Here is a 22,523-nt window from a genome sequence, read left to right as displayed (position 1 = left end):
CTTCGATTCTAAGCTGTAATACTAATTGTCGCTTATCCCGCGAGTCGGCCTCCCTGCAAGGGGCTTGGAGCGCCGGTCGTGGTCGGAAAGCTGATCGGCAGACCCCGCAGGACACGGACTGCAAGAAATGCGAAGCATTCCGCCTCGACCGCATCGCCGCGCCAGCCGAACTGGTCGGCGGAAACGGCGGTCACGCCCGCGCGGCTTTCGAGCATCGCCATGATCGTCGGGTTGCGGCGGCCGCCGCCGCTGACGATCAGCCGTTTCGGGCGGTGCGGCAAAAGGTCGAGGGCCTTGCCGACGGCGGATGCCGTAAAGGCTGAAAGTGTCGCGGCCCCCGTCGCGTCGTCGAGTCCCTCCGCCATGGCGGCCGTGAAATCGAACCGGTCGAGCGACTTCGGATAAGGTGCCGTGAGATACGGGTGCTCCAGCAGCTTTGCGAGGCGTTCTTCATCCACCTTGCCGGAAGCGCCCAGTGCGCCGTCGCGGTCCATCTCGCCCAAACCGCGCATCTTCATGAAATCGTTGAGCGGCGCGTTGGCCGGGCCGGTGTCGAAGGCAATCACCAGATCCTTGCCGTCCCACCAGGTAATGTTGGCGACACCGCCGAGATTGAGCACGGCCGTATCGCCCGACGTATCCAGACTGCGCAGCAGGGCTGCGTGATAGGCGGCGGCGAGCGGCGCGCCCTGGCCGCCGGCCCGCACATCCGCCGTGCGGAAATCATAGGCGACCTTGGTGCCGAGGATCGAGGCCATGAGTTCGCCATCGCCAAGTTGGCGGGTGGCGCCGATCCGCTCCCTGGTCGGCGCACGGTGCAGCACGCTCTGGCCATGGAACCCGACGATGCCGATATCTGCCATGGTCAGTCCGGCGCTTGTCACAAGGTCTTTGACGGCCTGCGATTGGGCGCGGGTCAGAGCCTCTTCGGCCTTGCTGAAAATCGCTGGCTCCGGACCTTCGAAATTCCAGGCACGGGCCTGTTGCAAGGTCTCTTCGAGCAGCGAACGGATTTCCGGCGGGTAGGGGGCGAGCGTGTAGGCGCCAAAGGTGTCGATCGCTTCGCCGTCGGTGTTTAAGAGTGCGACGTCGATATTGCCATCGAGAACGGTTCCGGTCATCAGGCCTACAGCCCAGATTGGTTCCATGGCAGAATCCTCACGCTTGATTAATGAGATCGCTGACAGTCTGGCGAAGCGCCAGTATGCCGCTATCGGAATGGCGGGTCGGGTGGACGCGATTGGTGAGCAGTGTCCAGGCGCGACCCTTTTCGAAGTCGATCCAGAGGCCGGTGCCGGTGAAGCCTGTATGCCCGATCGTCGCGGGGCTGCAGGCATTGCCGCCCGACCAGTCGGGATAGGGGTGTTCCCAACCATGGGTGCGGCGACTGGAGAGAGGCGTGCGCATGAGGGCGATGGCGTTTGCGGAAGCGCCGGTTCCATTCAACAGGCTCTCGGCAAAATCGAGGACGGAAGAGACGGTGCCGAACAGGCCCGCATGGCCGGAGCCTTGCAGGGCAAAGCAGTTCTCGTCATGTACCTCGCCGCAAAGCACGCGATGCCGGAACTGGCAGTCCTCTGTCGCGGCCGTATTCTCCGGGTTGCCGGACCATGCAAAGCCCTGACCGGGGTCGAGGTTGCGGATTGTCTTGCCTGCCAGCCGCTCCAGCACGAAGCCGAGCAGGATAAAGTTGATGTCCGAATAGAGTGGTGGACCGGCCCGCCACTCCCGCTGCAGGACGAAGGCGCGGAGGAGATCGGGATCGCGGCCATAGGTGTAGATCGGCTCGACGCCGGGGAAGGGCGTCTGGTGGCCGAGGCATTGGCGGAAGGTCACTTTCCGTTCCCAGGCATCGGCATTGTACTGGCGGAAATCCGGCAGCAGCGCGGTGAGCTGCGCGTCGAGATCGATCACGCCTTCATCGGCAAGTTTCAGGATACGCGGCGTGGTGAAGATCACTTTGGTGAGCGAAGCGAGGTCAAACCAGGTGTCGAGCGTCATTGGCCGGACGGCCGGAACGATCTGCGCCGAGCCGACCGCGCGCGTCACGCGGCCGTGTTTCAGGTCAACGACGCCGAGCACTCCGCCCGGGATGCGTTTCTCCGCGACTGACTTTTCCAGCGGCGCGAAGGCACGCTCGAAGGTGGCGATCAGCTTTGCATTGGCTGTGGTACCCATCCGGTCGTCCATGACCCTCTCCTCACGCTTCCGCCCGTGCGCTGTGGTCCGGCCCGAAACTGCGCCATTCGGCAGGCGGCGGCTCGAAGCCCGGCGGCCGGACAAGCGAGGGGACCTGGCGCGTGTCGATCTCGAAATGCTGGTTGCGGTGATCGATGCTCGGCACGGCGGAAATCAGCCGCTTTGTATAGGAATGCCTGGGATTTGAAAGCACCGAAGCGGCATCGCCGATCTCGACGATCTCACCGGCATAGAGGACCGCAATCCGATGTGCGATGCGTTCCACCACCGCCATGTCGTGCGAGACGAAGAGATAGGCAAGCCCATATTCGCGCTGGAGATCGACCAGCAGTTCGAGAACCTTCGCCTGCACCGAAACGTCGAGCGCCGAGACAGCTTCATCCAGTACCACCACGGAGGGATTGAGCATCAACGCGCGGGCGATGCAGAGCCGCTGCCGCTGGCCGCCGGAGAACTGGTGCGGATAGCGCTCAAGACTGTCTTCCGGAAGACCGACGCGCTTCAGGAGCGCTTTCATCTTGTCACGCGTTTCGGCATCGACGCGGCCGCCGGCGGCGATCACTGGTTCGGCGAGAATGCTGTCGATCCTCAGCCGCGGATTGAGCGAGGCATAGGGATTCTGGAACACCATCTGGACGCTCGGATCGGTCGCATCGGCGATGCTGCCCGTGTTGCTCGCGAAGCTGCCGCGGGTCGGCCTGACGAGGCCGAGAATGGCGCGCGCCGTGGTGGACTTGCCCGAACCGCTTTCGCCGACAATCGCCAGCGTTTCGCCGGGCATCAGGTCGAAGCCGACGTTTTCCACCGCGTGGACCGAGCCCGGCGAGCGATTGAGCAGGCCGCCCGTGACCTTGAAGCGCACCGTGAGGCCATCCACTGTCAGGGCAGGGGAACTGGCCTCCTCTCGGTGAAAATCGGACCGGACGGCCCGGCCGGATTCAAAATGCGGCACGGCACTCAAGAGATGCTGCGTATAGGGATGCTGTGGCCGGTCGAGAACATCATTCAGGGAGCCTTGCTCAACCGCTTTGCCAGCCTGCATGACCATGATCTTGTCGGCAATGCCGGCAACGAGACCGATGTCGTGGGTGATGAAGATCATCGCCATGCCGGTCTCGCGCTTCAATTCGCCGAGCAGCGCCATGATCTGCGCCTGCACGGTCACGTCGAGCGCGGTGGTCGGCTCGTCGGCGATCAAGAGGCGCGGATTGCAGGCGAGCGCGGTCGCGATCATCACGCGCTGGAGCATGCCGCCCGAGAGCTGGTTCGGGCAATATTTCAGGCGCCGGGCCGCGTCGGGAATGCGGACCCGGTCGAGCGCGTCCTTGGCGGCGGCCGTCGCCTGCCTACCGGTCAGGCCGTGATGAAGGCGAAACGATTCCTCGATCTGCGTGCCGATGGTCAGCACGGGATTGAGCGAGGTCATCGGCTCCTGGAAGATCATGCCGATCTCTGAGCCTCTGATCTTTTCCAGCGCGGGTTCGCCGGCCTGAGCGAGATCGAGGACGCTGCCGTCACGCCGTCTGAGGTTGATCGAGCCGTCGATGATGCGGCCGCCTCCGAAATCGACGAGACGGTTGATGGAAAGGGCCGTTACCGATTTGCCCGAGCCGCTTTCGCCGACGATCGCCAGCGTTTCTCCGGCATCGAGGTTGAAGCTGACGCCCTTGACGATTTCGTTTTTCATCGGGTCCCGCCCGAAGCCGACGCGCAAGGCCGAGACGGAGAGAAGCGGTGTCATGCAGGCCTGCTCCGCGTCTTGGGGTCGAGGATGTCGCGCAGCGCGTCGCCGAGCAGGTTGAAGCCGAGAATGCTCACCATGATCGCCAGCGCCGGGAAGATCAGCAGCCAGGGGGCCGTCTCCATGAGATTGCGGCTGTCGGCCAGCATCAGGCCGAGCGAGGAGGCGGGCGGCTGGGTGCCGAGACCGAGGAAGGACAGGCCGGCTTCCGTCAGCAGCGACCAGGCGAGCGCCAGCGTGACTTGCACTGTCAGTGGCGCGACGAGGTTCAGGAGAAGGTGGCGGGTCAGGATATAGTATCGGCTCGAGCCGAAGGTGCGGGCGGCATCGACGAATTCGCGCGACTTGATGGAGAGCGCCGGGCCACGCACCACGCGGGTAAAGATCGGCGTATAGACGATCGCGATCGCCGCGATGCTCGTCCAGGTGCCGGGGCCGACGATAGCGATGATCAGGAGCGCCAGCAGAATCGCCGGAAAGGCGAGCAGCACGTCCATGACGCGCATGACGAGACCATCCCAGGCCTTGCCGAACCATGCTGCGGTAAGGCCGAGCACGGTGCCGGCAAGCGTCGCAAGCGTCACCGAGCAGAAACCGACGAGGAAGGACTGGCCGACGCCTTTCATCAGCCGGCTCGCGACGTCGCGGCCGAAGAGATCGGTACCCATCCAGTAGACCGCGTTCGGTGCATGCAGCCGGTCGATGCGGAATTGCTGCAGGGGATTGTGCGGAGTGACATCGAACATGCCGAGCAGTGCGACGACGATGTAGATCACGACGATGGTGCCGCCGATCCTGCCGCTTGCATGAGAGAATATTGCACGCAGCATCGCCATCAGCCGCCTTCTCCGAGACGGATGCGGGGATCGAGCGTGGCATAAAGAAGATCGACGAGCAGGTTGATCACCATGAAATTGAAGGCAATGAAGAGCACGCAGCCCTGCACCAGCGCGTAGTCTCGCTGCAGAATCGCGTCGAGAACGAGGCGACCGAGGCCGGGCAGGGCATAGATCTGTTCGACAAGCACGGCGCCGCCGAGCAGGTAGCCGAATTCGACGCCACTCAGCGTGACAACCGGGATCAGGGCGTTCGGCAGTGCATGGCGCCAGATGACGCTGCGCTTCGGTACGCCCTTGCTGCGGGCCGTGCGCACATAGTCGTCGCTCAGCACATCCAGCATGGCTGAACGGGAAATGCGAGTGACGGAGGCCGCGAAGGCAAAACCGAGCGTCACGGCCGGCAGGATCATCTGGCCGAGATTGCGCAGCGGATCCGTGAAAAGCGGTGTGAACTCTCCCATGGTCGGCAGGATGCCGAAGCCGGCCGACAGCGCATAGATGATCAACAGGCCGACGACGAAATTGGGTGTCGACTGGCCGATCATAGCAAAGATGCGAACGCCGAGATCGGACAGCTTCTCATTGCGAGTGGCTGCGAACACGCCGGCCGGCAGGCCGACGGCCAACGCGATGCACATGGACATCAAGGCGAGCTGCAGCGTCAGCGGAAAACGCTCCAGGATGACGCCGAGCACCGGCTTGCCATAGGTGACGGAAATGCCGAGATCGCCCTGGAAAACGCCGAGCAGCCAGTGCCAATATTGCACCAGGATCGGCTGATCGATGCCGAAATAGCTCGCCAGGGCGTCTCTTTGAGCCGGTGTGAGAAGGCCGGCCTCCGTGCCGAGCATGGCGGTAATCGCATCGCCCGGCACCAGACGGATCGCCACAAAGACGAGGATGGAAACTCCGAGCATGACGAGCGGAAAGGTAAGCAGCCGTCGCGTCAGGTAACTCATGGGTGGGCCAACCTCGTATTCGTCGTTGCAGGCATCAGGGCTGGATGCTGACCTTGCTCAGGCCGAACAGCGAGCCCTCCGGCGTCGGAACGAAGCCCTGAACGTTCTTCTGTTGCGCCGTATAGCTGTAGGACGTGTAGAGCCAGACCCAGGGCGATACCTCAACGAGGTGCTTCTCAAATTCTGCGAAGATTGCCTTGCGCTTGGCGGGATCGGTTTCCTCGCGTCCTTTCTGCATCAGGCTGTCCAGCGTGTCATCGATATAGTTGGCGACTTTCTGCAGATTGCCGGCCTTGGTCCAGTAGCGGTTGTACATGGAGTAGGGATCGGCACGCCCGCCGTTCAGAGCGACGGCCATATCGAAATCGCCCTTCAGCCAGGCGTCGACATAGACGTTCAGTTCCATCATCTTGATGTCGAGCTTGACGCCGATCTCTGCGAGCTGCGACTGGATGACCTGCGCTTCGGCAGCCGCCGTCGCGGGTTCGCCATTGGCGGCGATGACGGTTGCCGAGAAGCCCTCCGCAAAACCCGCGTCGGCCATCAGCTTCTTGGCCTTTTCAACGTCGCGCTTGTAGCAGAAGAGCTGGCTGGCGTCGGTCGTGTAGCCCGGCATGGTCAGCGGGCCGGTCACTTTGCCTTCGCCGACGGAGGCCGTGTCGAGGACGTCCTGGCGGTCGATCGCGCAGGAAATTGCCTGCCGGACGGCAAGTTCGTTCATCGGCTTGCGGGACGGGTTCAGTTGGAGAACGTGATAGGCCAGCACCGGGGTGCGGTTGAGCGTCAGGTTTGCTTCCTTCGGCACGAGGGTGGCGACAAGCGGATCGTTCAGAAGCGCGAAATCGATCTGCTTGGTGCGCAGGGAAGCAAGAATTGCCGTTTCGTCCGGCAGGACGCTGATGTCGATGCCGTCGACTGCCACTTTCCCGCCGGCCCAATCCTTGTTGGCGGTGAGCATTTCCTTGGAGTTGGGGTCCCACTTTTCCAGCTTGAAGGGGCCGGAACCGAGCGCTTTCGTGCCGATCGAACCGGCAGCGATCTCGGCTGCAGGAACGATGGCCGCGTTGATGCTGGCCATTGCGGTCAGAAGCGGCACATCCGGCTGCGAGAGCTTGAAGACGACCGTCTTGTCATCGGGCGTCTCAATACTGGCGATGGACCGGAAGTTGGCGCGTGCCGCGGCGGCCGTTTTCTCGTCGAGGACACGCTCGAAGGAAGCCTTCACGTCCGCGGGGGTGACGGGGTTGCCGTCCTGGAATTTGGCATTCGGGTCGAGCTTGAAGGTCAGTTCCTTGCCGTCGGCGGAAAACTGCCACGAGGCTGCAACCGCAGGAACGAGCTGCAGATCCTTGTCGAAGCGCACCAGCGGCTCGTAGATCAGTTCAAGCAGGCGGATCGAAGAAAATGCAGTCTGCTTGTGCGGATCGAGGCCCGTCGCGTCCTGCGACCAGGCCATGCGCAGTGTGGCCGCCGAAGCAGGAGTGGTTACGATCGCGGTCCCCAGTGCCGCAGCGAGTGCCAGGCCGGAAACCAGTCTTGTCGAAAAAAACCTTCCCATTTCAATTCTCCCTCTCGATATTGTTGCCTTCCGCCGACCCGCTGCAAGCGATCGCGGCCTTCATTCAGCAGCTTTACGCTGTCTTCCCATTTATTGCTTTCCGAAGGAAGCCTCCGGCATTGTTAAGCGCTGTGCGAGCCGCATCGACATCCATTCCCGTAAGCTGGATCAGGATCGCCAGCTTGACGTCATTGCCGGTCAGGTCGAGGACGCGCCGCGCCTCTTCCGGTTCACAGCCGGTCGCCTGCATGACGATACGCGCGGCGCGCGCGACGAGCTTCTGGTTGCTCGCGTGCACATCGACCATCAGGTTCTGGTAGGTCTTGCCGATGCGGATCATGCTCGCCGTCGTCAGCATGTTGAGCACGAGCTTCTGCGCCGTACCGGATTTCAGCCGCGTGGAGCCGGTCAGGATTTCAGGCCCGACCACCGGCGAGATGGCGATATCGGCGATTGCCGCGATCACCGACACCGGATTGCAGGACAGGGCAACGGTCTTGGCTCCAATTTCCCTGGCATAGTTCAAGGCACCGATGACATAGGGGGTACGACCGCTCACAGCGATGCCGACCACGACGTCGTCCGCAGTCAGCCCGATGTCGACAAGGTCCCGACGGCCCTGATCGGGGTCATCTTCTGCTCCTTCGACGGCGTGCTGAAGGGCATGCGTGCCGCCGGCAATCAGGCCGACGACCATGCCCTCCGGCACGCTGAAAGTGGGCGGGCATTCCGATGCATCGAGGACACCCAGACGTCCGCTGGTGCCGGCGCCGATATAGACGAGCCGCGCGCCTTTCTGGAACGCTTTGACGATCTCATCCACGGCCTCGGCAATCTCGGGGATTACTTTTTCGACTGCGGCAGGGACGCCCTTGTCTTCCTCGTTGATCTCCCGAAGCACGTCGATCGTCGGCAGGAGATCAATATCCATGGAACGGGGGTTGCGGCCTTCCGAAACGAGTCTCTCCAGTTCGGATATCAGTCGTGCGTCCGTCATGACCCTGCTTTCGAGATCCGGCCGAGGTTTTGCATTCCGCAATATCTGCGTCCTGCCGTCTCCTCGTCGCCCTTCGTTACGTTTCGTAAACGGTTAGGATTATCCATTCCTGGAGTCAATCGAAGAATGGAATATATTATTCCATTCTGGGCGATAAATTTCAGATCGGCAACGGATCGCTCAGAGCGCTTCGGCGGCCTTGCGGGCGAGGATGATGGCGCCTGATACGGCATCGCCATCGGCAGGCTTCAGGCGGCGGCGGACGTCGGGCGCCAGCCAGGGTTCGAGCGGGGTCGAAAGGCCGCCAAGCAAGGTCACGCGCGGGGCACCGAGATCGAAGAGGGTGCGTACCAGCGTGTCGATCTGTTCCGCCGCACTCTGGACGATCCGGCGGCCGACGGAATCCCCCTGGTCCGCATGGCGCATGACCATGGGAGCGAGTGCTGCATAGTCCGTCGCGGTGGCGCGATCCATCCAGGCAACGGTCTCCATGGGATCGTCATGGAAGCGTTGCATGATCTCCATTAGAAGGGCAGTCTTCTCGATCCGACCGTCATTGGCACGAAGCGCAAGCTGGATTGCCTTCAGTCCCAGATCCGCGCCGCTACCCTCGTCGGAGATCGGAAAGCCGTAGCCGCCGATGCGCAGGTTGCGTCCTTCCACAAAGCCCAGGCCGATCGAGCCGGTACCGGCGATCACGATCGCGCCGTCGCGGCCCGAATGCGCGCCGAGGCAGGCGCTCATGCCGTCGTTGACGAAATCCAGACTGGCGAAGGGGTGAGGGATCGCCTTCAGGGCCTCGAATATATCCCTGCGGCTCGCTCCCGCCAGGCCTATGCCGACATGGGTATAGGCGATCTCATCCTGGCCGAACCCGGCCTCATCAAGGGCGGCGTTGAAGGCGCGAGATATCGATGCCCAGGCCTCCTCGATGCCGAGCCGCGTGGTGGCGGGGCCTGAGAGACCTTGACCCAAAACCGCGCCGGAACCGTCCTCGACGCGGGCTCGGCAGCCGGTGCCGCCGCCGTCGACTCCCAGGAAATAGTGCGGAGTACCCGTCATTCGCTCAGCCGCTCGATGTCGGCGCCGCAAAGGCGGAGTTTGCGATCGAGCTGTTCGTAACCACGATCGAGATGATAAACGCGGTTGACGACGGTTTCCCCCTTGGACACGAGCCCAGCGAGAACGAGAGAAACGGAGGCGCGCAGGTCTGTCGCCATGACCTGGGCACCTTTCAGCGGTGCGCCACCGCGCACCAGCGCCGTCGTGCCCTGCAGTGCTATATTGGCGCCAAGCCGCATCAGTTCAGGCACGTGCATGAACCGGCTTTCGAACACGGTTTCGCGGATCAGCGAAGCGCCTTCCGCGCAGGCAGCCAACGCCATGAATTGTGCCTGCAGGTCGGTCGGGAAGCCCGGATAGGGTTCCGTGGTGATGTCGGTCGCTCTCAAAGGTCCGTCGCGCGAGACGACGAGACCGCGGTCGCTCGGCCAGACGCTGACGCCCATGGCCTCCAGCACCTGCACGACCGAGGCCATGTTCTCCAGCCGGGCGTTGATGAGCTCCAGCATGCCGCCGGTGATTGCTGCCGCCACCGCATAGGTGCCCGCTTCGATGCGATCCGGGATGCTGTGATGCTTGGCTGGCTGCCAGCTCGTCGAGCCTTCGACGAGTATGCGATGAGTGCCGGCACCCTCAATACGTGCACCCATGGCGATGAGACAGGCGGCGAGGTCGGCGACTTCCGGCTCCCGCGCGGCATTCAGGATCTCCGTTTCACCCTTTGCAGAGGTCGCCGCCATCATTGCGGTTTCGGTGGCGCCGACGGAAGGCGAGGCGAGCACGATGCGCGCTCCCTTGAGCCCGCCTGGTGCCGAAGCGACGATCAAGCCGCTTTCTACGTCGATATCCGCACCGAGCGCTGCCAGTGCCTTGATATGCATGTCGACTGGCCGAGCGCCGATGGCGCAGCCGCCCGGCATCGACACGCGAGCATGGCCGAAGCGGGCGAGTAACGGCGCAAGGACGAGCACAGTGGCTCGCATCTTGCGCACGGTATCGTAGGAGGTCTCCTTCGAGACAATTGCCTTCGGGTCGATAATAGTGAAATGGGGGGATCGGGTTATCTCGGCGCCATGCAGGCTGACGACGCCCAGCATGTTTTCCACGTCGCTCACCAAAGGAAGGTTGGTAAGTTCAACGGGATAGGGGCTGAGCAAGGTGGCCGCTATCTGCGGCAACGCGGCATTCTTGGCACCCGCAATGCTGACGGCGCCTTCCAGTCGATGCCCCCCCACAATCCGCAATCTGTCCATGACGAAACCTGCCGAAAAGGCGCGTAGAGCCTGAGTGATCCTATCCAGTTTCCGAAACTAAACCTCCGGGCGCTTCTGTCAATCATTTGGAATTTTTTATTCCCAAGTATGATGTAATCTGTGGTAATTCATGATGCCGTCGGTGGCAGAAAGGGTGTTGCAGCGGGATGCTGCGGTGTTATCTTTCGCGGCCTGATGGACAGGGTCGGTATCGCGAGGCTTTCGAAGAACGCATGTCAATCTTAAAGAAGATCAACGCGCAGCTTGATGCCATGGCGCCGGCAGACCGGCAGATCGGCCAGTTCATTCTCGACAATCCGGACCAGATGCTGAGGCTCTCTTCCGCAGCACTTGCCGCCGAGACCGGCCGCAGCCAGTCGAGCGTGGTGAAGTTCAGCCAGAAGCTGGGTTTTGCCGGATATCAGGAGCTGAAGCTCGCCGTCAGCGAGGCAAAGGCCCAGGAGTGGCATGCGCCGCCCGGCATGATCCACGGCACGATCGAGGTCGGCGACAGCTATCTCACCATCCTGCAGAAGTTGATTGGCAGCAAGATGCTGTCGATGCAGCAGACACTCGCCGTCAACAGCGAGCCAGAGATCGAGCGGGCATTGACGGCACTCGACAAGGCGCGTCGCATCCATATGGCGGGCGTTGGCGCATCCTCGCTGGTTGCGCGCGATTTCTCCTATAAGCTGATGAAGCTCGGCCGCAACGTGTTGCATGACAGCGATAGTCACGTGCAGATGGCCAATGCCTCAACGCTCGGCAAGGAAGATGTGCTCTTCGCGCTCTCCTATTCGGGCACGAGCATCGAGACGTTGCGGATCGCCGAACTGGCGAGAGAGCGGGGAGCGACCGTCATCGCGGTCACCGGTCTCGACGGCGGCCCGCTCACGCAGGTGGCCAATATCCGGCTCTATACCGTCGCGGACGAGGAGCGCGTCCGCTCGTCGTCGATCACAGTGCGCGACGCGCAACTCATGCTGACGGACCTTCTATTCATCCTGCTCGTCCAGCGTCAGCCGGATGCCAACGAATATGTCCACAACAGCGAACTCGCGGTCTCGGTTCTGAAAGCTCGCTAACGGTTCTTAAAGCGTGTCGCAATCTTTCAGATTCGCTTGACCCGCTTTAAATTCTTGTTTTCACGCATGTCGTTATCGGAAAACCGCTGCACACTTTTGCGCGACATGCTTTAGGCATTGAGTCGATGCTTCACGCGCATGACCTTGAAGAAGCCGTTCGGGAAGACGCGACGGATTTCCGCCACTTCGAAATCGCCACGGCGTTCAGCCCATTTGCAAATCCGGCCAATGCGGAAGGCAGAGCTCCAGCCGACCCGGTGAACGAGCGGAGCAACCGCTTCCTCGATCGCTCCTTGAAGGCCGCGCCCGTCGCCGAGCTTGCTGGCTATAATGATCTCTCCGCCGGGCCTCAGCACGCGGGCGCACTCATCGAGTGCCCGTTCCGGATCCGGGATCAGCGTGATGACGAAAGGCAGGCAGACGACATCGAAGGACTGGTCCGCAAACTGCAGCCGGTGCGCGTCCATCACATACAATGCACGGACATGGAAGAGCCGGCGACGGGCAACCTTTTCGCGTGCCTTGGCGATCATGTGTTCGGACAGATCGATGCCGGTGACGTTGCACTGTTGCGGATAGTAGGACAGGGCAAGTCCGGTGCCGACGCCCACTTCGAGAATATCGCGTCCGGCTTCGCCCGCAAGTTTTGCGACCGTTCGATGTCCGTCCCTCAATAGCCCTCGATAGACCCGGTCATAAACCGGAGCCCAACGTTCATACACTTTCTGCTGATGTTCGGCACTGTTGCGGATTGCACCCAAGATCGTCCCCTCCCGATAGCCCCTATTTCGGGTAAACTCAGGAGGAGAACGATAGTTCCGCGCCGCGGGCCCCGCGCTGGTATCCGCGACTGTCTGCATCATTCGGCGCGCATGGCCTCGATGAATTTCCTCGCCTTTTCTGCGACGGATGCGATGTCTGTACCGGGTTTGTAAAGGGACGATCCGATGCCGAAACCGGCCGCACCTGCCTGAACGTAGGCGGGCATGTTTTCCGGCGTCACGCCGCCGACGGCAAGCACGGGAATCTCTTTCGGCAGCACGGCCTTCCAGGCCTTGATGATCAGCGGCGGGATCGCTTCAGCCGGGAAGGCTTTGATGCCGGTCGCACCGGCTTCAATTGCCGCGAAGGCTTCTGTCGGCGTTGCGACTCCAGGGAGGCTCACCATGCCGGCCGCACGCGAGGCCTTGATGACGGCCGGGTTCGCGTTCGGAGAAATGATCACCTTCGCACCGGTTGCTGCGACATCAGTAACCTGAGTGGGGGTCAATACCGTGCCGGCACCGATCAGCGCCTTGTCGCCGAAACGCTTGACGAGCCTTTCGATGCTCTTCAGCGGTTCGGGAGAGTTGAGCGGCACTTCGATGATCCGCCAACCGGCCTCGATCAGGACTTCGCCGATGCTTTCAGCCTCTTCCGGCTTGATGCCGCGCAGGATGGCAACGAGATTGCAGGCCTTGAGCGCCTCTTCGAAGGTCATGTCGGGACTCCTTGTCACTTGGCGGCTTCGGCCGCAATCAGCAGGATACCGCGCTTGGCGGCATTATCGGGGCCAGGTTCGACGGTGAGATCGAAGAGCGGCGCGACGCGGCCGTAACGACTGTTCAACACATTGTTGCCGACGATGCCGATCGTCTCGCCGGCCTTGAACCAGCCGGCGGCGCGGGCCTGGCGGAACTCCGAGCCGATGATAAGGCCGGAGACGTAATCGAGAATGTTTTCGGGCTTCAGCCTACCGTCGAGGACGCCGGTGCGGGCGCTGAAGATCGCCGAGAGGAAGGCGTCGGCAGCAGCACTGTTGCTCGCTGCGAATTCCACGCCGCGCCCGAAGCTCTGCCAGTCGGGCTCAGCGCCGGGCACGGGATCCTGCGCCTTGGCAATGAAGGAGTGCTTTGTCAGCAATGCGAAGACCTCGCCGGTCGCATAGGTCTGGAAACTGTCGATACGGCCCGCCTTGATCCGCGCCCATTTGCTGTGAGTGCCTGGAAGCACGAGCGTCCGATCGCGATCTAGGCCGAAACCGACGATCTGGGTTTCCTCGCCGCGCATGACATCCGGAAAAGGCTTCGCCGCCGGATCGCGCATCCCCGGTAGAAAGGTGATGACAGCGCCGTTCTGCAATGTCAGCTTGCGCGTGCCAGCGGCGAGTTCGGCGACGCCGCCCGGCGTGTCGACATAGGGCACCTCGACCCAGCCGTTGCGGCTGGTGATCATGCCGGTTGCCAGTACCGGCAACGGGCCGTGGGCGGAGAACCATTCGCCGACCGCCTGCATCAGCGCCGCCTCGAATGCGCCGTCTTTGACGAACTGGATGCCGCCACTCGACGATTCCCGAGTATCGAGCGTTTCACCGGTTTCCGAGACCAGCATGGCGCGCAGCGAACTCGTTCCCCAATCGAGGATGATCGAGGTCGGTGTAGGCATATCAGATTCCTCCGGAAGCGATTTTCGCCTCCTCGATAGCCTGTGCCGCATCACCCTGTCGAGAGGCGATGCGGCGAAAACCGGCAGCAATGTCGGGTGTTACGAGAGTCGCTTCAGCACCGAAAAGTTCAAGCGCAGTCTTATAGCGTCCGGCGAGCGGCGTGTGGCCGACAATGCTGATCTTTCCGGATTCGTCTTCGCCCAGCGCTTCGGCGATTTCCGCGCCGATCATGAGGCCTGCGAGGTAGTCTGCGATCTCTTCAGGTCCAAGCTCGTCGAAGAGCACGAGGCTGCGGGCAGAGAAAATACGGGCGAGAATACGGCCGGGTAGGGCGCCTTGTTCACAGGCGGTCTGAACGCCGCGACGGAAAGCGTCCGGCTGTTCCTCATAGGTCGCAGGGATGAGCCGCGAGACAAGCGAATCCTTTTTCAGCAGATCAAGGATTTCGCCGGACATATAGGTCGTAATTGCACTGATAAGGCCGCCTTCCATCGTCACCCATTTGGCATGCGGGCCTGGCAGCACGAAGAGGCCGTCCGTTTCCGTGAGCCCGAAGAGCGACATTTCCTCGCCGCGCATGACGTCGGGCAAGGGTTTCGTCTGGGCGATGCCGGGCAGAAAGACGAGCGGCGGCAGGCCCTCCACGTGATGTGTGACGGCCTGAACGGAGAGATCGGCAGGCCCGGCCGGAACCGGTGCGAAGGGGCTTTCGATCCAGCCGTTGCGGCTGGTGACCATACCCGAAAACAGGATCATTTCCGCCTTTTCGACCCAGTCGCCGAGTTCTTCACGGAGTGCCGCTTCGAAAGCGCCGTTTTTAACCCTGTTCGTACCGCGCGCGCTCTTCTTTTCGCCGAGCACGGTCTTGTCGTTGAGAAGCAGCGCGCGAAAGGCGGCGGAAGTCCATTCGATGGCAATATACATGGGGGAATGATCCTATAGGCGAGCTTGAGGTCAGTAGGCGGGTTTCACCGGGAACCAGTCCCTGCGTTCCGTATCGAGGTAGGCGCCGGCAATACCGGTGACACGGTATTTTTCGAGCTCACCGACATCCACTTCGACGCCGAGCCCTGGACCTTCCGGTACCTGAAAGCGACCATTCTTCAAGGCCGGCGGATTGGGGGAGATATCCCCGCCGAGATAGGCGCGTTCCGTGTCGATGGCGATCGACATATTCGGCAGCGAGGCGGCTAAATGGATATAGGCCGATTGGGAGAGCGCGAGTTCGGCGCCGGAATGCAGCGTCACGGGAATGCCGACCGATTCACAGATTGCCGCCGCTTTGATCGTCTGCCAGAGGCCGCCCGCCTCGTGCGGGTCGAGCAGTACCACATCGGCCGCGTTCGCCCGGACGATGTTGCCGACATCGGAGAGCGTATAGGCGCTCTCATCCAGCGCAATCGGCACGGCAGATCGGGCCACCAGTGCCGCATGGCCGGCGAGGTCGTCGAGTTCCAGCGGCTGTTCCACATAGGCGGGATCGAAGGCCTTCAGTTTTTCAAGCTGGCGCTTGGCGGTCGCGGGATTCCAGGCGCCGTTGACGTCGAGCCGCAGCGGATGGTCGCCGATCACCCTTCGCGCGGTTTCCGCGAGTGTGATGTCGCTTTTCTCGTCGAAGCCAATCTTTACCTTGAAAGTCGTATAGCCGAGATCGAGGAAGCGCTTCAGCCGTTCCGACAGGCCTTGCGGGTCGTTGGTGAAGAGATAGGCCGCAGCCTCGACATCCTGGCGCCAGCGACCGCCCCATAGGCCATACAGGGGAAGACCGGCCTGCTTGCCGAGCGCATCCCACATGGCCATTTCCATGGCGCAGATCGCCATCACTGCGGCACGCTTGTGATGATAGAAGCCGGCGCCCAGCACATGCCGGTGGAATCGCTCGGCATCGGCGATCGGATAGCCGATTGCCAGAGGCGCGACGATATCGGCGAAAACGGCTGGCACATTGGCTATCAGCGAAATCGTTTCACCCCAGCCGATGATCCCTGTGTCTGTCTCGATTCGGCAGATCAACCGGGTCGTGCCGAACCGCCGGCCCGAACCCCAGAGGATATCCTCGGTGAAAGGCATACGGACCAGCCAATGGTCCACTTTGGTAATACGCACAATATCCTCCCGTCCGGGCCTCTTCAGCGGCCGCTTCAGTTTCGTTATTGACATGGAACTTAGTTCCAAGATAACTCTCTTGGCAAGAGCGAGGCGGCATGCTGTGCGTACAGGCGAGCGACGGCGCTGCTTGGGAGAGGACATGGCCAAGGTACAATTGGAGACGATCGAGAAGGATGTTGCGAACGATACGCAGGGCGTACCTGGCGTCCAGGCGTTGACGCGTGGCATCCAGATCGTCGATGCGGTGGCGGCTGAAACCCGCGGGCTGCGCTTCACCGAACTGCTCGACCAGACCCAGTTGCCGAAGGGCACTCTGCACCGGCTGCTTCAGGCGCTTGTCGATGAGCGGCTGCTCGCTTTCGACGCGCGCGACCAGGTCTACAGATTGGCCCCGCGGCTTTTTCAGTGGGCGCATAAGGTATGGGACAATTTCGATCTGCGCGGCGCGGCCGAACCGGAGCTGGCGCGGCTTCGCGATCTTACCGGCGAGGCGATCCGCCTCGGGGTGCTGGATGGCGATAGCATTCTCTATATCGACCAGCGGGAGGTGCCGCAGCCGCTCCGCCTCAACAACGGCGTCGGTTCGCGTGCCGCGCCTCATGCGAGCGGCCTCGGCAAGGCGATCCTGGCACATTTGTCGCTTGAAAAGCGCCGGGCGCTGCTCGACGGTATTGAGCTCGAACGCTTGACGCCGAACACGATCGTCAATCCGGAGGAACTCAGCCGACAGCTCGATCTCACCAAGGCACGCGGCTACGCGGTTTCGGTGGACGAGCAGCATATCGGCATTTCCTCGGTCGCGGCTCCTGTCCTCAACCATCGCGGTGAGCCGATCGGCGCGATCGGCATCATCGGGCCCTCGTTCCGCCTTCCCGTCGACCGACTGCACGCCTTCGGCCGCGACGTCATCGAGGCGGCACGCCGCACCTCCGGCAATTTTGGAGAATTCCCCATGTCGCTTGCGGTCAAGCCGCGCCCTCTCGGTCCCGATCGCGCCGATGTGCGCTGCGTCATTCCGGCAAGCACGTTCCTCGGCGAAGGTCCGCATTGGTCGCCGGAGCACAAGAAGCTCTATTTCGTCGATATCCTGGCGCCTGCGATCCATATCGGCGATCCGGCTAAAGGCACCTATACCTCCATGCAGGTGCCGGAACTGATCGGCTTCGTGATCCCACGCTCGCGGGGCGGATTTGTCGCTGCGATGCATGGCGAGATCCGAGGTATCGATCTTTCAACCGGGGACATCACGACGATCGCGCGTCCGGAGGCGGATCGCCCCGGTAACCGGTTCAACGACGGCAAATGCGATCGTCGCGGGCGACTTTGGGCGGGCACCTTGGCGATCGATACGACGCCGGATCAGGGCCGGCTCTGGCGCATCGATCCGGACGGCCGGGCGCGTGAGATGGATCGCGGTTTCCATGTCTCGAACGGGCTCGGGTGGAGCCCGGACGACCGCATCTTCTATTTCACGGACACCAACCGCCAGACCATCTATGCCTATGATTTCGATATCGAAAGCGGGGAAATCGCCAACCGGCGGGTGTTCATCACCGTGCCGGAAGCCGAAGGCAAGCCGGACGGCATGACCGTCGATGCCGAAGGTTTTCTCTGGATTGCCCATTGGGACGGGTGGTGCGTCACTCGCTACGATCCCGAGGGCAAGGTGGAGCGGGTCGTCAATCTGCCCGTGCCGCGCCCGACGAGCTGCGTTTTCGGCGGACCGGACATGCAGACCCTGTTCGTCACCTCGGCGCGCATCCGGCTTTCGGCTGCGCAACTCGGCGAGGCGCCGCTTTCCGGCAGCGTGTTTGCCATCGATACCGGCATTAAGGGCCAGCCTGCGCAGATGTTTGCAGGCTGAACAGGACGACATGGGAAGAGATTAGGAAAGAGGAACCCATGGCCAAGCTTGAATTGAAGAATATCCGCAAGTCCTTCGGCTCGGCCGAGGTGCTGAAGGGCATCGACCTGACGGTCGAGGATGGCGAATTCGTTGCCTTCGTTGGCCCGTCCGGCTGCGGAAAATCGACGCTGTTGCGTCTCATCTGCGGCCTTGACGAGATCACGTCCGGCCAGATGGCGATCGACGGCGAGCTGGTAAACGATGTGCCGCCAGCCAAGCGCGGCATCGCCATGGTTTTCCAATCCTATGCGCTTTATCCGCACATGACGGTGGCAGAGAATATGGGGTATGCGCTGCGGCTTGCCGGCATTTCGAAAGAGGAGATTGCCACCCGCGTCGCCAAGGCGGCTCAAAAGCTGCGTATCGACCCTTATCTGGAGCGCAAGCCACGCCAGCTTTCCGGCGGTCAGCGCCAGCGCGTCGCGATCGGCCGCGCGATCGTACGCGAGCCGCGCATCTTCCTGTTCGACGAGCCGCTGTCGAACCTCGATGCGGCGCTGCGCGTCGAGATGCGCATCGAGATCGCCCGGATGAAGGAAACCCTCGGCACGACCATGGTCTACGTCACTCATGACCAGATCGAGGCGATGACGCTCGCCGACAAGATCGTCGTCCTGAATGCCGGACGTGTCGAGCAGATCGGTTCGCCGCTTAACCTCTACAACAAACCGGTCAATCGCTTCGTGGCGGGCTTCATCGGCAGTCCGAAGATGAATTTTCTGAAACTCGAAGCCAGAAAAGCCGAGGGCATCTTCAGCGTGCCAGGGGGCGACGTGCGTTTGCCGCGCAATCTCAATGCTGCGCCCACCGAAATCGGCATCCGGCCGGAGCATGTGGAACTCGTGAGCCGCGGTGCACCGGATTCGCTGGCCGGCACGGTCACCATCACCGAACATCTCGGCAGCGATACCTACGCCTATGTGGCGCTGGAAGGTTCGGAAGAGATGGTCGTGGTGCGGCTTTCCGGCGACCGGGCCGTCAACCGCAACGAGCCGATCGGCGTTCATGTCGATCCGGCGATGGTCCATGTCTTTTCCGCCGATGGCCTGTCGCTTGCGTCTGCACGTCCCGTCGCCCTGGAGGCCGCATGACCGTCCACCCCGAACTCATCGAAAAGGTTCATGTCGAGGCCGCGACCTATCCGAGCCTCAGGGGCAAGGGCGTGCTGATCACCGGCGGCGGCTCGGGCATCGGCGCCTCGCTGGTCGAGCATTTCTGCGCCCAGGGCTGCAAGGTCGGCTTCCTCGAACTGAACGCCGATGTGGCAGCCGAGACGGCGGAAAAGATCGGCGGGAAGATCGGCAATGAACCGCTCTATCGTGCGGCGGATCTGCGCGACATCGATGCGCTGAAAGCGGGCGTCGAAGTGCTGCGGTCCGGGATCGGGCCGATCCGGGCTCTCATCAACAATGCCGGCAATGACGACCGCAGGCCGCTGGAAGAGGTGACGCCGGAATATTGGGATGAGCGATTCCAGACCAATCTACGCCATCAGTTTTTTGCGGCGCAGGCCGTCGTGCCTGAGATGGCGGAAACCGGGGGCGGGTCGATCATCAACATGGGCTCGATCTCCTGGATGCGCGGTGCAGCAGGTCTGATCTTCTACACGACGGCCAAATCCGCCGTCATGGGCATGACCAAATCGCTCGCCCGCGAGCTCGGCACCCGCAACATCCGCGTCAATTCAATCGCGCCCGGCTGGGTGCTGACCGAGCGCCAGGTGGAGCGCGCCAAGCGTGTCTATCAGGGTAAGTTTTCCGAATACCTCGAGGTTCAGTGCCTCAAGGAGCATCTGCTGCCGCCGGATATCGCCCGTATGGCGCTCTTTCTTGCGGCGGACGATTCCCGCCTCATCACAGGGCAGACATTCATTGTGGACGGGGGCGTCGTATAGGGGAGCCACGCGGTTGCCGGCGCTCGCCGCTTGACCTTTTTTGAGTTGAAACAGAGTTCCATCATCGTTTCATTGGGAGGATCTGATGAACAGCATAACCAGACTGATCGGTACTGCGGCAATCGCACTTGCGCTCGGTACCGGTGCCGTCAAGGCAGCCGATCTGAGCTTCATGAGCTTTACCTATGCGGAGGAGGCCAACAAGGCGATCGTGCAGGGCGTCCTGGATGATTTCCAGAAGACGGACAAGCTGACGGTCGAGCCGCTCGGCTTCGCCTGGGGCGACATGCAGAAGAACATCTTTTTGCGCGCCCGCTCCAAGACGTTACCCGATATCGCCCAGCTCTCCGAACGTTGGCTGCCGACCTTCGCGAGCCTCGACAATCTGGTCGACCTGAACACTGTCTACGGCAAGGACAAGCTCGAAGCCGCCTTCGCTCCGGATGCGCTCGCCATGGGCAATATCAACGGCAAGCAGTTGGCAGTGCCGCTTCTGTCCGGTTCGATCGGCATGGTCGCCAACAAGGAAGTGCTCGCCAAAGCCGGCATCAACGAAGCGCCGAAGACCATCGACGACTTCAAAAAGGCGCTCGTTGCGGTGCGAGACAAGGTGCCGAACTCGGTCCCTTACACGATGGCGACCAAGAACAATGGTTCGATCCTGATCGACTTCATGGTCTGGAACTGGGTCCACGGTGGCCGCATTATCGATGACGCCGGCAAGGTCGTGGTCGACAGCCAGCAGGGCCGCGACGCGCTGAACTTCATGGTCAGCCTGATGAAGGATCGCTTGGCCGCTCCGGAAATCGATCGCCCGGATTCTCGCCGCCTGATGGCGCAGGGCGCCTCCGCCTTCTATCTCGACGCGCCGCAGACCCGCACCTTCCTTCGCGATTTCTCCGGTAAAGGGGAAGCATTCGACGCCAATGTCCTGCCTATGCCGACGCCGGTTCTGAAGGCGGGCGACAAGCCGGTGTCTGTTCAATGGGGCCATCTCCTGGTGCAGTTCGCGGCCGGCGGCAAAGCCAAGGCGGATGATCCGGCCGACAAGTTCCTGACGTACCTCCTTTCGGACAAGGTACAGACGGACCTTCCGCTGAAGATGAGCGCGCTGCCGGTCACCAAGTCCGCACGCGAGGCGGTTGCCAGTGACGCCTATCTCAAGAACTGGTCGGCGGCGACGGGGGATGCCCGTCGCAACGAGGTCGGCATCTGGTCGAATGCGGCGGAGCTTACGCAGATCATCGGAGAGGAAGTGCAGGGCGCGCTGCTTGGCCAGAAGTCCACCGACGATGCCGTCAAGTCAATGCAGGCGCGTCTGACCACCAGCATGGAAAAGGCCAAAAAGTCGGAATAGTTGCCCGGGGTTTGTCCCTCACCCTAACCCTCTCCCCGCCTACGGGGAGAGGGGACGTGCTCCGAGCGGCGCTGGAGAACGATGGAAACAGTGCGGCATATGTCCTTGTCCCCGCGAGCGGGGAGAAGGTGGCGGCCGCCGGATGAGGGGCGCTTCATGCGCAACCCGCTGGCAGCCAGATACAAGACCAACAGGAAATGACCTCATGGCCGTGATCGAAAACAATCTCGAAGCCTATCCGGTCTCGCCGCATGCGAACCGGGGAGGCTTGAAAGCCGGGCAGAGCCGGATGGGTCTCCTTTTGCTCCTGCCGGCGGCGATGGCCTTCTCGGTGGTTATCCTCTATCCGTTCCTTTCCGCGCTCGGCCTGTCGCTCTTCGAATTCACCGTCGAGATGATGGAGCCGCGCTATATCGGCTTCGAGAACTTCGCGAAAATCGCGAGCGATCCGGACGTATGGGCGGCCTTCTGGACGACGGCGATCTACGTGACGCTGACGACGCTCGGCACGCTGGTTGCCGGACTCGGCTGGGCGCTGATCATGAACCAGCCCTTTGCCGGTCGTGGCGTGTTGCGGTCGCTGTCGCTGTTGCCCTGGGTTCTGCCCTCGACGGTCAGCGCCTTCGTCTGGGGCTGGATTTTCAACGCACGCTACGGTGTGCTGAACGCCTTCCTGATGGAACTCGGCCTCATCGATTTCCCGCAGGCCTGGCTCTCTACGCCGCAAGGCGCCATGCTCGCGGTGGTGCTGACCAAGGTCTGGCTCTCCATCCCCCTCTTCATGTCCTTCTTCCTTGCCGGGCTGCAGAACCTCGACAAGGAGCAGATCGATGCGGCCAGGGTCGACGGCGCCGGAAACTTTGCAGTTCTGCGCGACCATATCCTGCCGCATCTGCGCCCGGTGCTGATCATCGTCGTGGTGCTCGGGGTGATCGGCAATCTGCAGCAGTTCGACACCGTCTACGCGCTGACCGGCGGCGGTCCTGTGCGTGCGACGACGGTGCTTTCCGTCGAGGTCTATCGCCGGGCCTTCGAGCAATGGGACATCGGTTATGCCTCCGCCGTCGGCGTGCTCTGGGTCGCTTCTCTGCTGCCGCCGGCCTTCCTCTATCTGCGCATGCTGGTGAAGGGAAACTGAT

General features: G+C 62.1%; 20 protein-coding genes. 6 read left to right on the top strand and 14 right to left on the bottom strand.

The window, feature by feature from the left end; all coding sequences use genetic code 11:
* Positions 1-32: 32 nt before the first annotated feature.
* From JL39_RS07050 to murA, 9 genes are all read right to left on the bottom strand, one after another.
* Positions 33-1,148 carry an anhydro-N-acetylmuramic acid kinase gene (locus JL39_RS07050; RefSeq protein ID WP_037147779.1) on the bottom strand — a complete coding sequence of 372 codons (1,116 nt, stop codon included), beginning with the start codon at positions 1,146-1,148 and terminating at the stop codon, positions 33-35.
* Between the two features lie 10 nt (positions 1,149-1,158).
* On the bottom strand, positions 1,159-2,190 hold the full coding sequence (locus JL39_RS07045) for a serine hydrolase (protein ID WP_244446841.1): 1,032 nt from the start codon (positions 2,188-2,190) through the stop codon (positions 1,159-1,161).
* A gap of 10 nt (positions 2,191-2,200) precedes the next feature.
* Positions 2,201-3,940, bottom strand: a complete 1,740-nt coding sequence (locus JL39_RS07040) for an ABC transporter ATP-binding protein (RefSeq protein WP_037147777.1) — start codon at positions 3,938-3,940, stop codon at positions 2,201-2,203.
* Positions 3,937-4,776, bottom strand: coding sequence for an ABC transporter permease (locus JL39_RS07035; RefSeq protein WP_200883919.1), 840 nt, complete (start codon positions 4,774-4,776; stop codon positions 3,937-3,939). The genes JL39_RS07040 and JL39_RS07035 overlap by 4 nt, the downstream gene beginning before the upstream one ends.
* Positions 4,776-5,738 carry an ABC transporter permease gene (locus JL39_RS07030; protein ID WP_037147774.1) on the bottom strand — a complete coding sequence of 321 codons (963 nt, stop codon included), beginning with the start codon at positions 5,736-5,738 and terminating at the stop codon, positions 4,776-4,778. The genes JL39_RS07035 and JL39_RS07030 overlap by 1 nt, the downstream gene beginning before the upstream one ends.
* 34 nt (positions 5,739-5,772) lie before the next feature.
* Positions 5,773-7,296, bottom strand: coding sequence for an ABC transporter substrate-binding protein (locus tag JL39_RS07025; protein WP_037147771.1), 1,524 nt, complete (start codon positions 7,294-7,296; stop codon positions 5,773-5,775).
* Positions 7,297-7,369: 73 nt separating this feature from the next.
* Positions 7,370-8,293 carry an N-acetylmuramic acid 6-phosphate etherase gene (murQ, locus tag JL39_RS07020; RefSeq protein WP_037147770.1) on the bottom strand — a complete coding sequence of 308 codons (924 nt, stop codon included), beginning with the start codon at positions 8,291-8,293 and terminating at the stop codon, positions 7,370-7,372.
* Between the two features lie 180 nt (positions 8,294-8,473).
* Complete coding sequence (locus JL39_RS07015; RefSeq protein ID WP_037147768.1) at positions 8,474-9,355, bottom strand: N-acetylglucosamine kinase; 882 nt, start codon at positions 9,353-9,355, stop codon at positions 8,474-8,476.
* A complete protein-coding gene (gene murA / locus JL39_RS07010; RefSeq protein WP_037147765.1) occupies positions 9,352-10,608 on the bottom strand; it encodes a UDP-N-acetylglucosamine 1-carboxyvinyltransferase in 1,257 nt (418 codons plus the stop codon). Before murA ends, JL39_RS07015 begins: the two co-directional genes overlap by 4 nt.
* Before the next feature lie 233 nt (positions 10,609-10,841).
* Here murA and JL39_RS07005 point away from each other — a divergent pair, with 233 nt between their 5' ends.
* Positions 10,842-11,693 carry a MurR/RpiR family transcriptional regulator gene (locus JL39_RS07005; RefSeq protein ID WP_037147763.1) on the top strand — a complete coding sequence of 284 codons (852 nt, stop codon included), beginning with the start codon at positions 10,842-10,844 and terminating at the stop codon, positions 11,691-11,693.
* Between the two features lie 110 nt (positions 11,694-11,803).
* Here the strand turns inward: JL39_RS07005 and JL39_RS07000 are convergent, their stop codons facing one another.
* The 5 genes from JL39_RS07000 to JL39_RS31490 form a co-directional block, all read right to left on the bottom strand.
* On the bottom strand, positions 11,804-12,454 hold the full coding sequence (locus JL39_RS07000; RefSeq protein ID WP_037147760.1) for a class I SAM-dependent methyltransferase: 651 nt from the start codon (positions 12,452-12,454) through the stop codon (positions 11,804-11,806).
* Positions 12,455-12,552: 98 nt separating this feature from the next.
* Complete coding sequence (locus tag JL39_RS06995) at positions 12,553-13,173, bottom strand: 2-dehydro-3-deoxy-6-phosphogalactonate aldolase (protein WP_037147758.1); 621 nt, start codon at positions 13,171-13,173, stop codon at positions 12,553-12,555.
* 14 nt (positions 13,174-13,187) lie between these two features.
* Positions 13,188-14,117 (bottom strand): 2-dehydro-3-deoxygalactonokinase, encoded by a 930-nt coding sequence (locus JL39_RS06990; protein ID WP_037147757.1) that lies wholly within the window; start codon positions 14,115-14,117, stop codon positions 13,188-13,190.
* A 1-nt stretch (position 14,118) separates the two neighbouring features.
* Positions 14,119-15,042 carry a 2-dehydro-3-deoxygalactonokinase gene (locus tag JL39_RS06985; RefSeq protein WP_052182715.1) on the bottom strand — a complete coding sequence of 308 codons (924 nt, stop codon included), beginning with the start codon at positions 15,040-15,042 and terminating at the stop codon, positions 14,119-14,121.
* Between the two features lie 30 nt (positions 15,043-15,072).
* Positions 15,073-16,224 carry a mandelate racemase/muconate lactonizing enzyme family protein gene (locus JL39_RS31490; protein ID WP_161784741.1) on the bottom strand — a complete coding sequence of 384 codons (1,152 nt, stop codon included), beginning with the start codon at positions 16,222-16,224 and terminating at the stop codon, positions 15,073-15,075.
* A gap of 142 nt (positions 16,225-16,366) precedes the next feature.
* On the opposite strand from JL39_RS31490, the gene JL39_RS06975 reads away from it, so the two are divergent.
* From JL39_RS06975 to JL39_RS06955, 5 genes are all read left to right on the top strand, one after another.
* The gene (locus tag JL39_RS06975; RefSeq protein WP_052182714.1) at positions 16,367-18,091 is read left to right on the top strand and encodes an SMP-30/gluconolactonase/LRE family protein; all 1,725 of its coding nucleotides are present in this window, start codon (positions 16,367-16,369) and stop codon (positions 18,089-18,091) included.
* A 38-nt stretch (positions 18,092-18,129) separates the two neighbouring features.
* Positions 18,130-19,224, top strand: coding sequence for a sn-glycerol-3-phosphate ABC transporter ATP-binding protein UgpC (gene ugpC / locus JL39_RS06970; protein WP_037147754.1), 1,095 nt, complete (start codon positions 18,130-18,132; stop codon positions 19,222-19,224).
* Positions 19,221-20,027, top strand: coding sequence for an SDR family oxidoreductase (locus JL39_RS06965; RefSeq protein WP_052182713.1), 807 nt, complete (start codon positions 19,221-19,223; stop codon positions 20,025-20,027). The genes ugpC and JL39_RS06965 overlap by 4 nt, the downstream gene beginning before the upstream one ends.
* Positions 20,028-20,112: 85 nt before the next feature.
* The gene (locus JL39_RS06960; protein ID WP_037147753.1) at positions 20,113-21,384 is read left to right on the top strand and encodes a sugar ABC transporter substrate-binding protein; all 1,272 of its coding nucleotides are present in this window, start codon (positions 20,113-20,115) and stop codon (positions 21,382-21,384) included.
* A gap of 205 nt (positions 21,385-21,589) precedes the next feature.
* Positions 21,590-22,522 carry a sugar ABC transporter permease gene (locus JL39_RS06955; protein ID WP_052182712.1) on the top strand — a complete coding sequence of 311 codons (933 nt, stop codon included), beginning with the start codon at positions 21,590-21,592 and terminating at the stop codon, positions 22,520-22,522.
* Position 22,523: the final 1 nt, after the last annotated feature.

It is taken from the genome of Rhizobium sp. YS-1r, from assembly GCF_000757525.1.
Lineage (GTDB): Bacteria > Pseudomonadota > Alphaproteobacteria > Rhizobiales > Rhizobiaceae > Neorhizobium > Neorhizobium petrolearium.
This window is presented reverse-complemented; position numbering and strand designations above follow the sequence as displayed.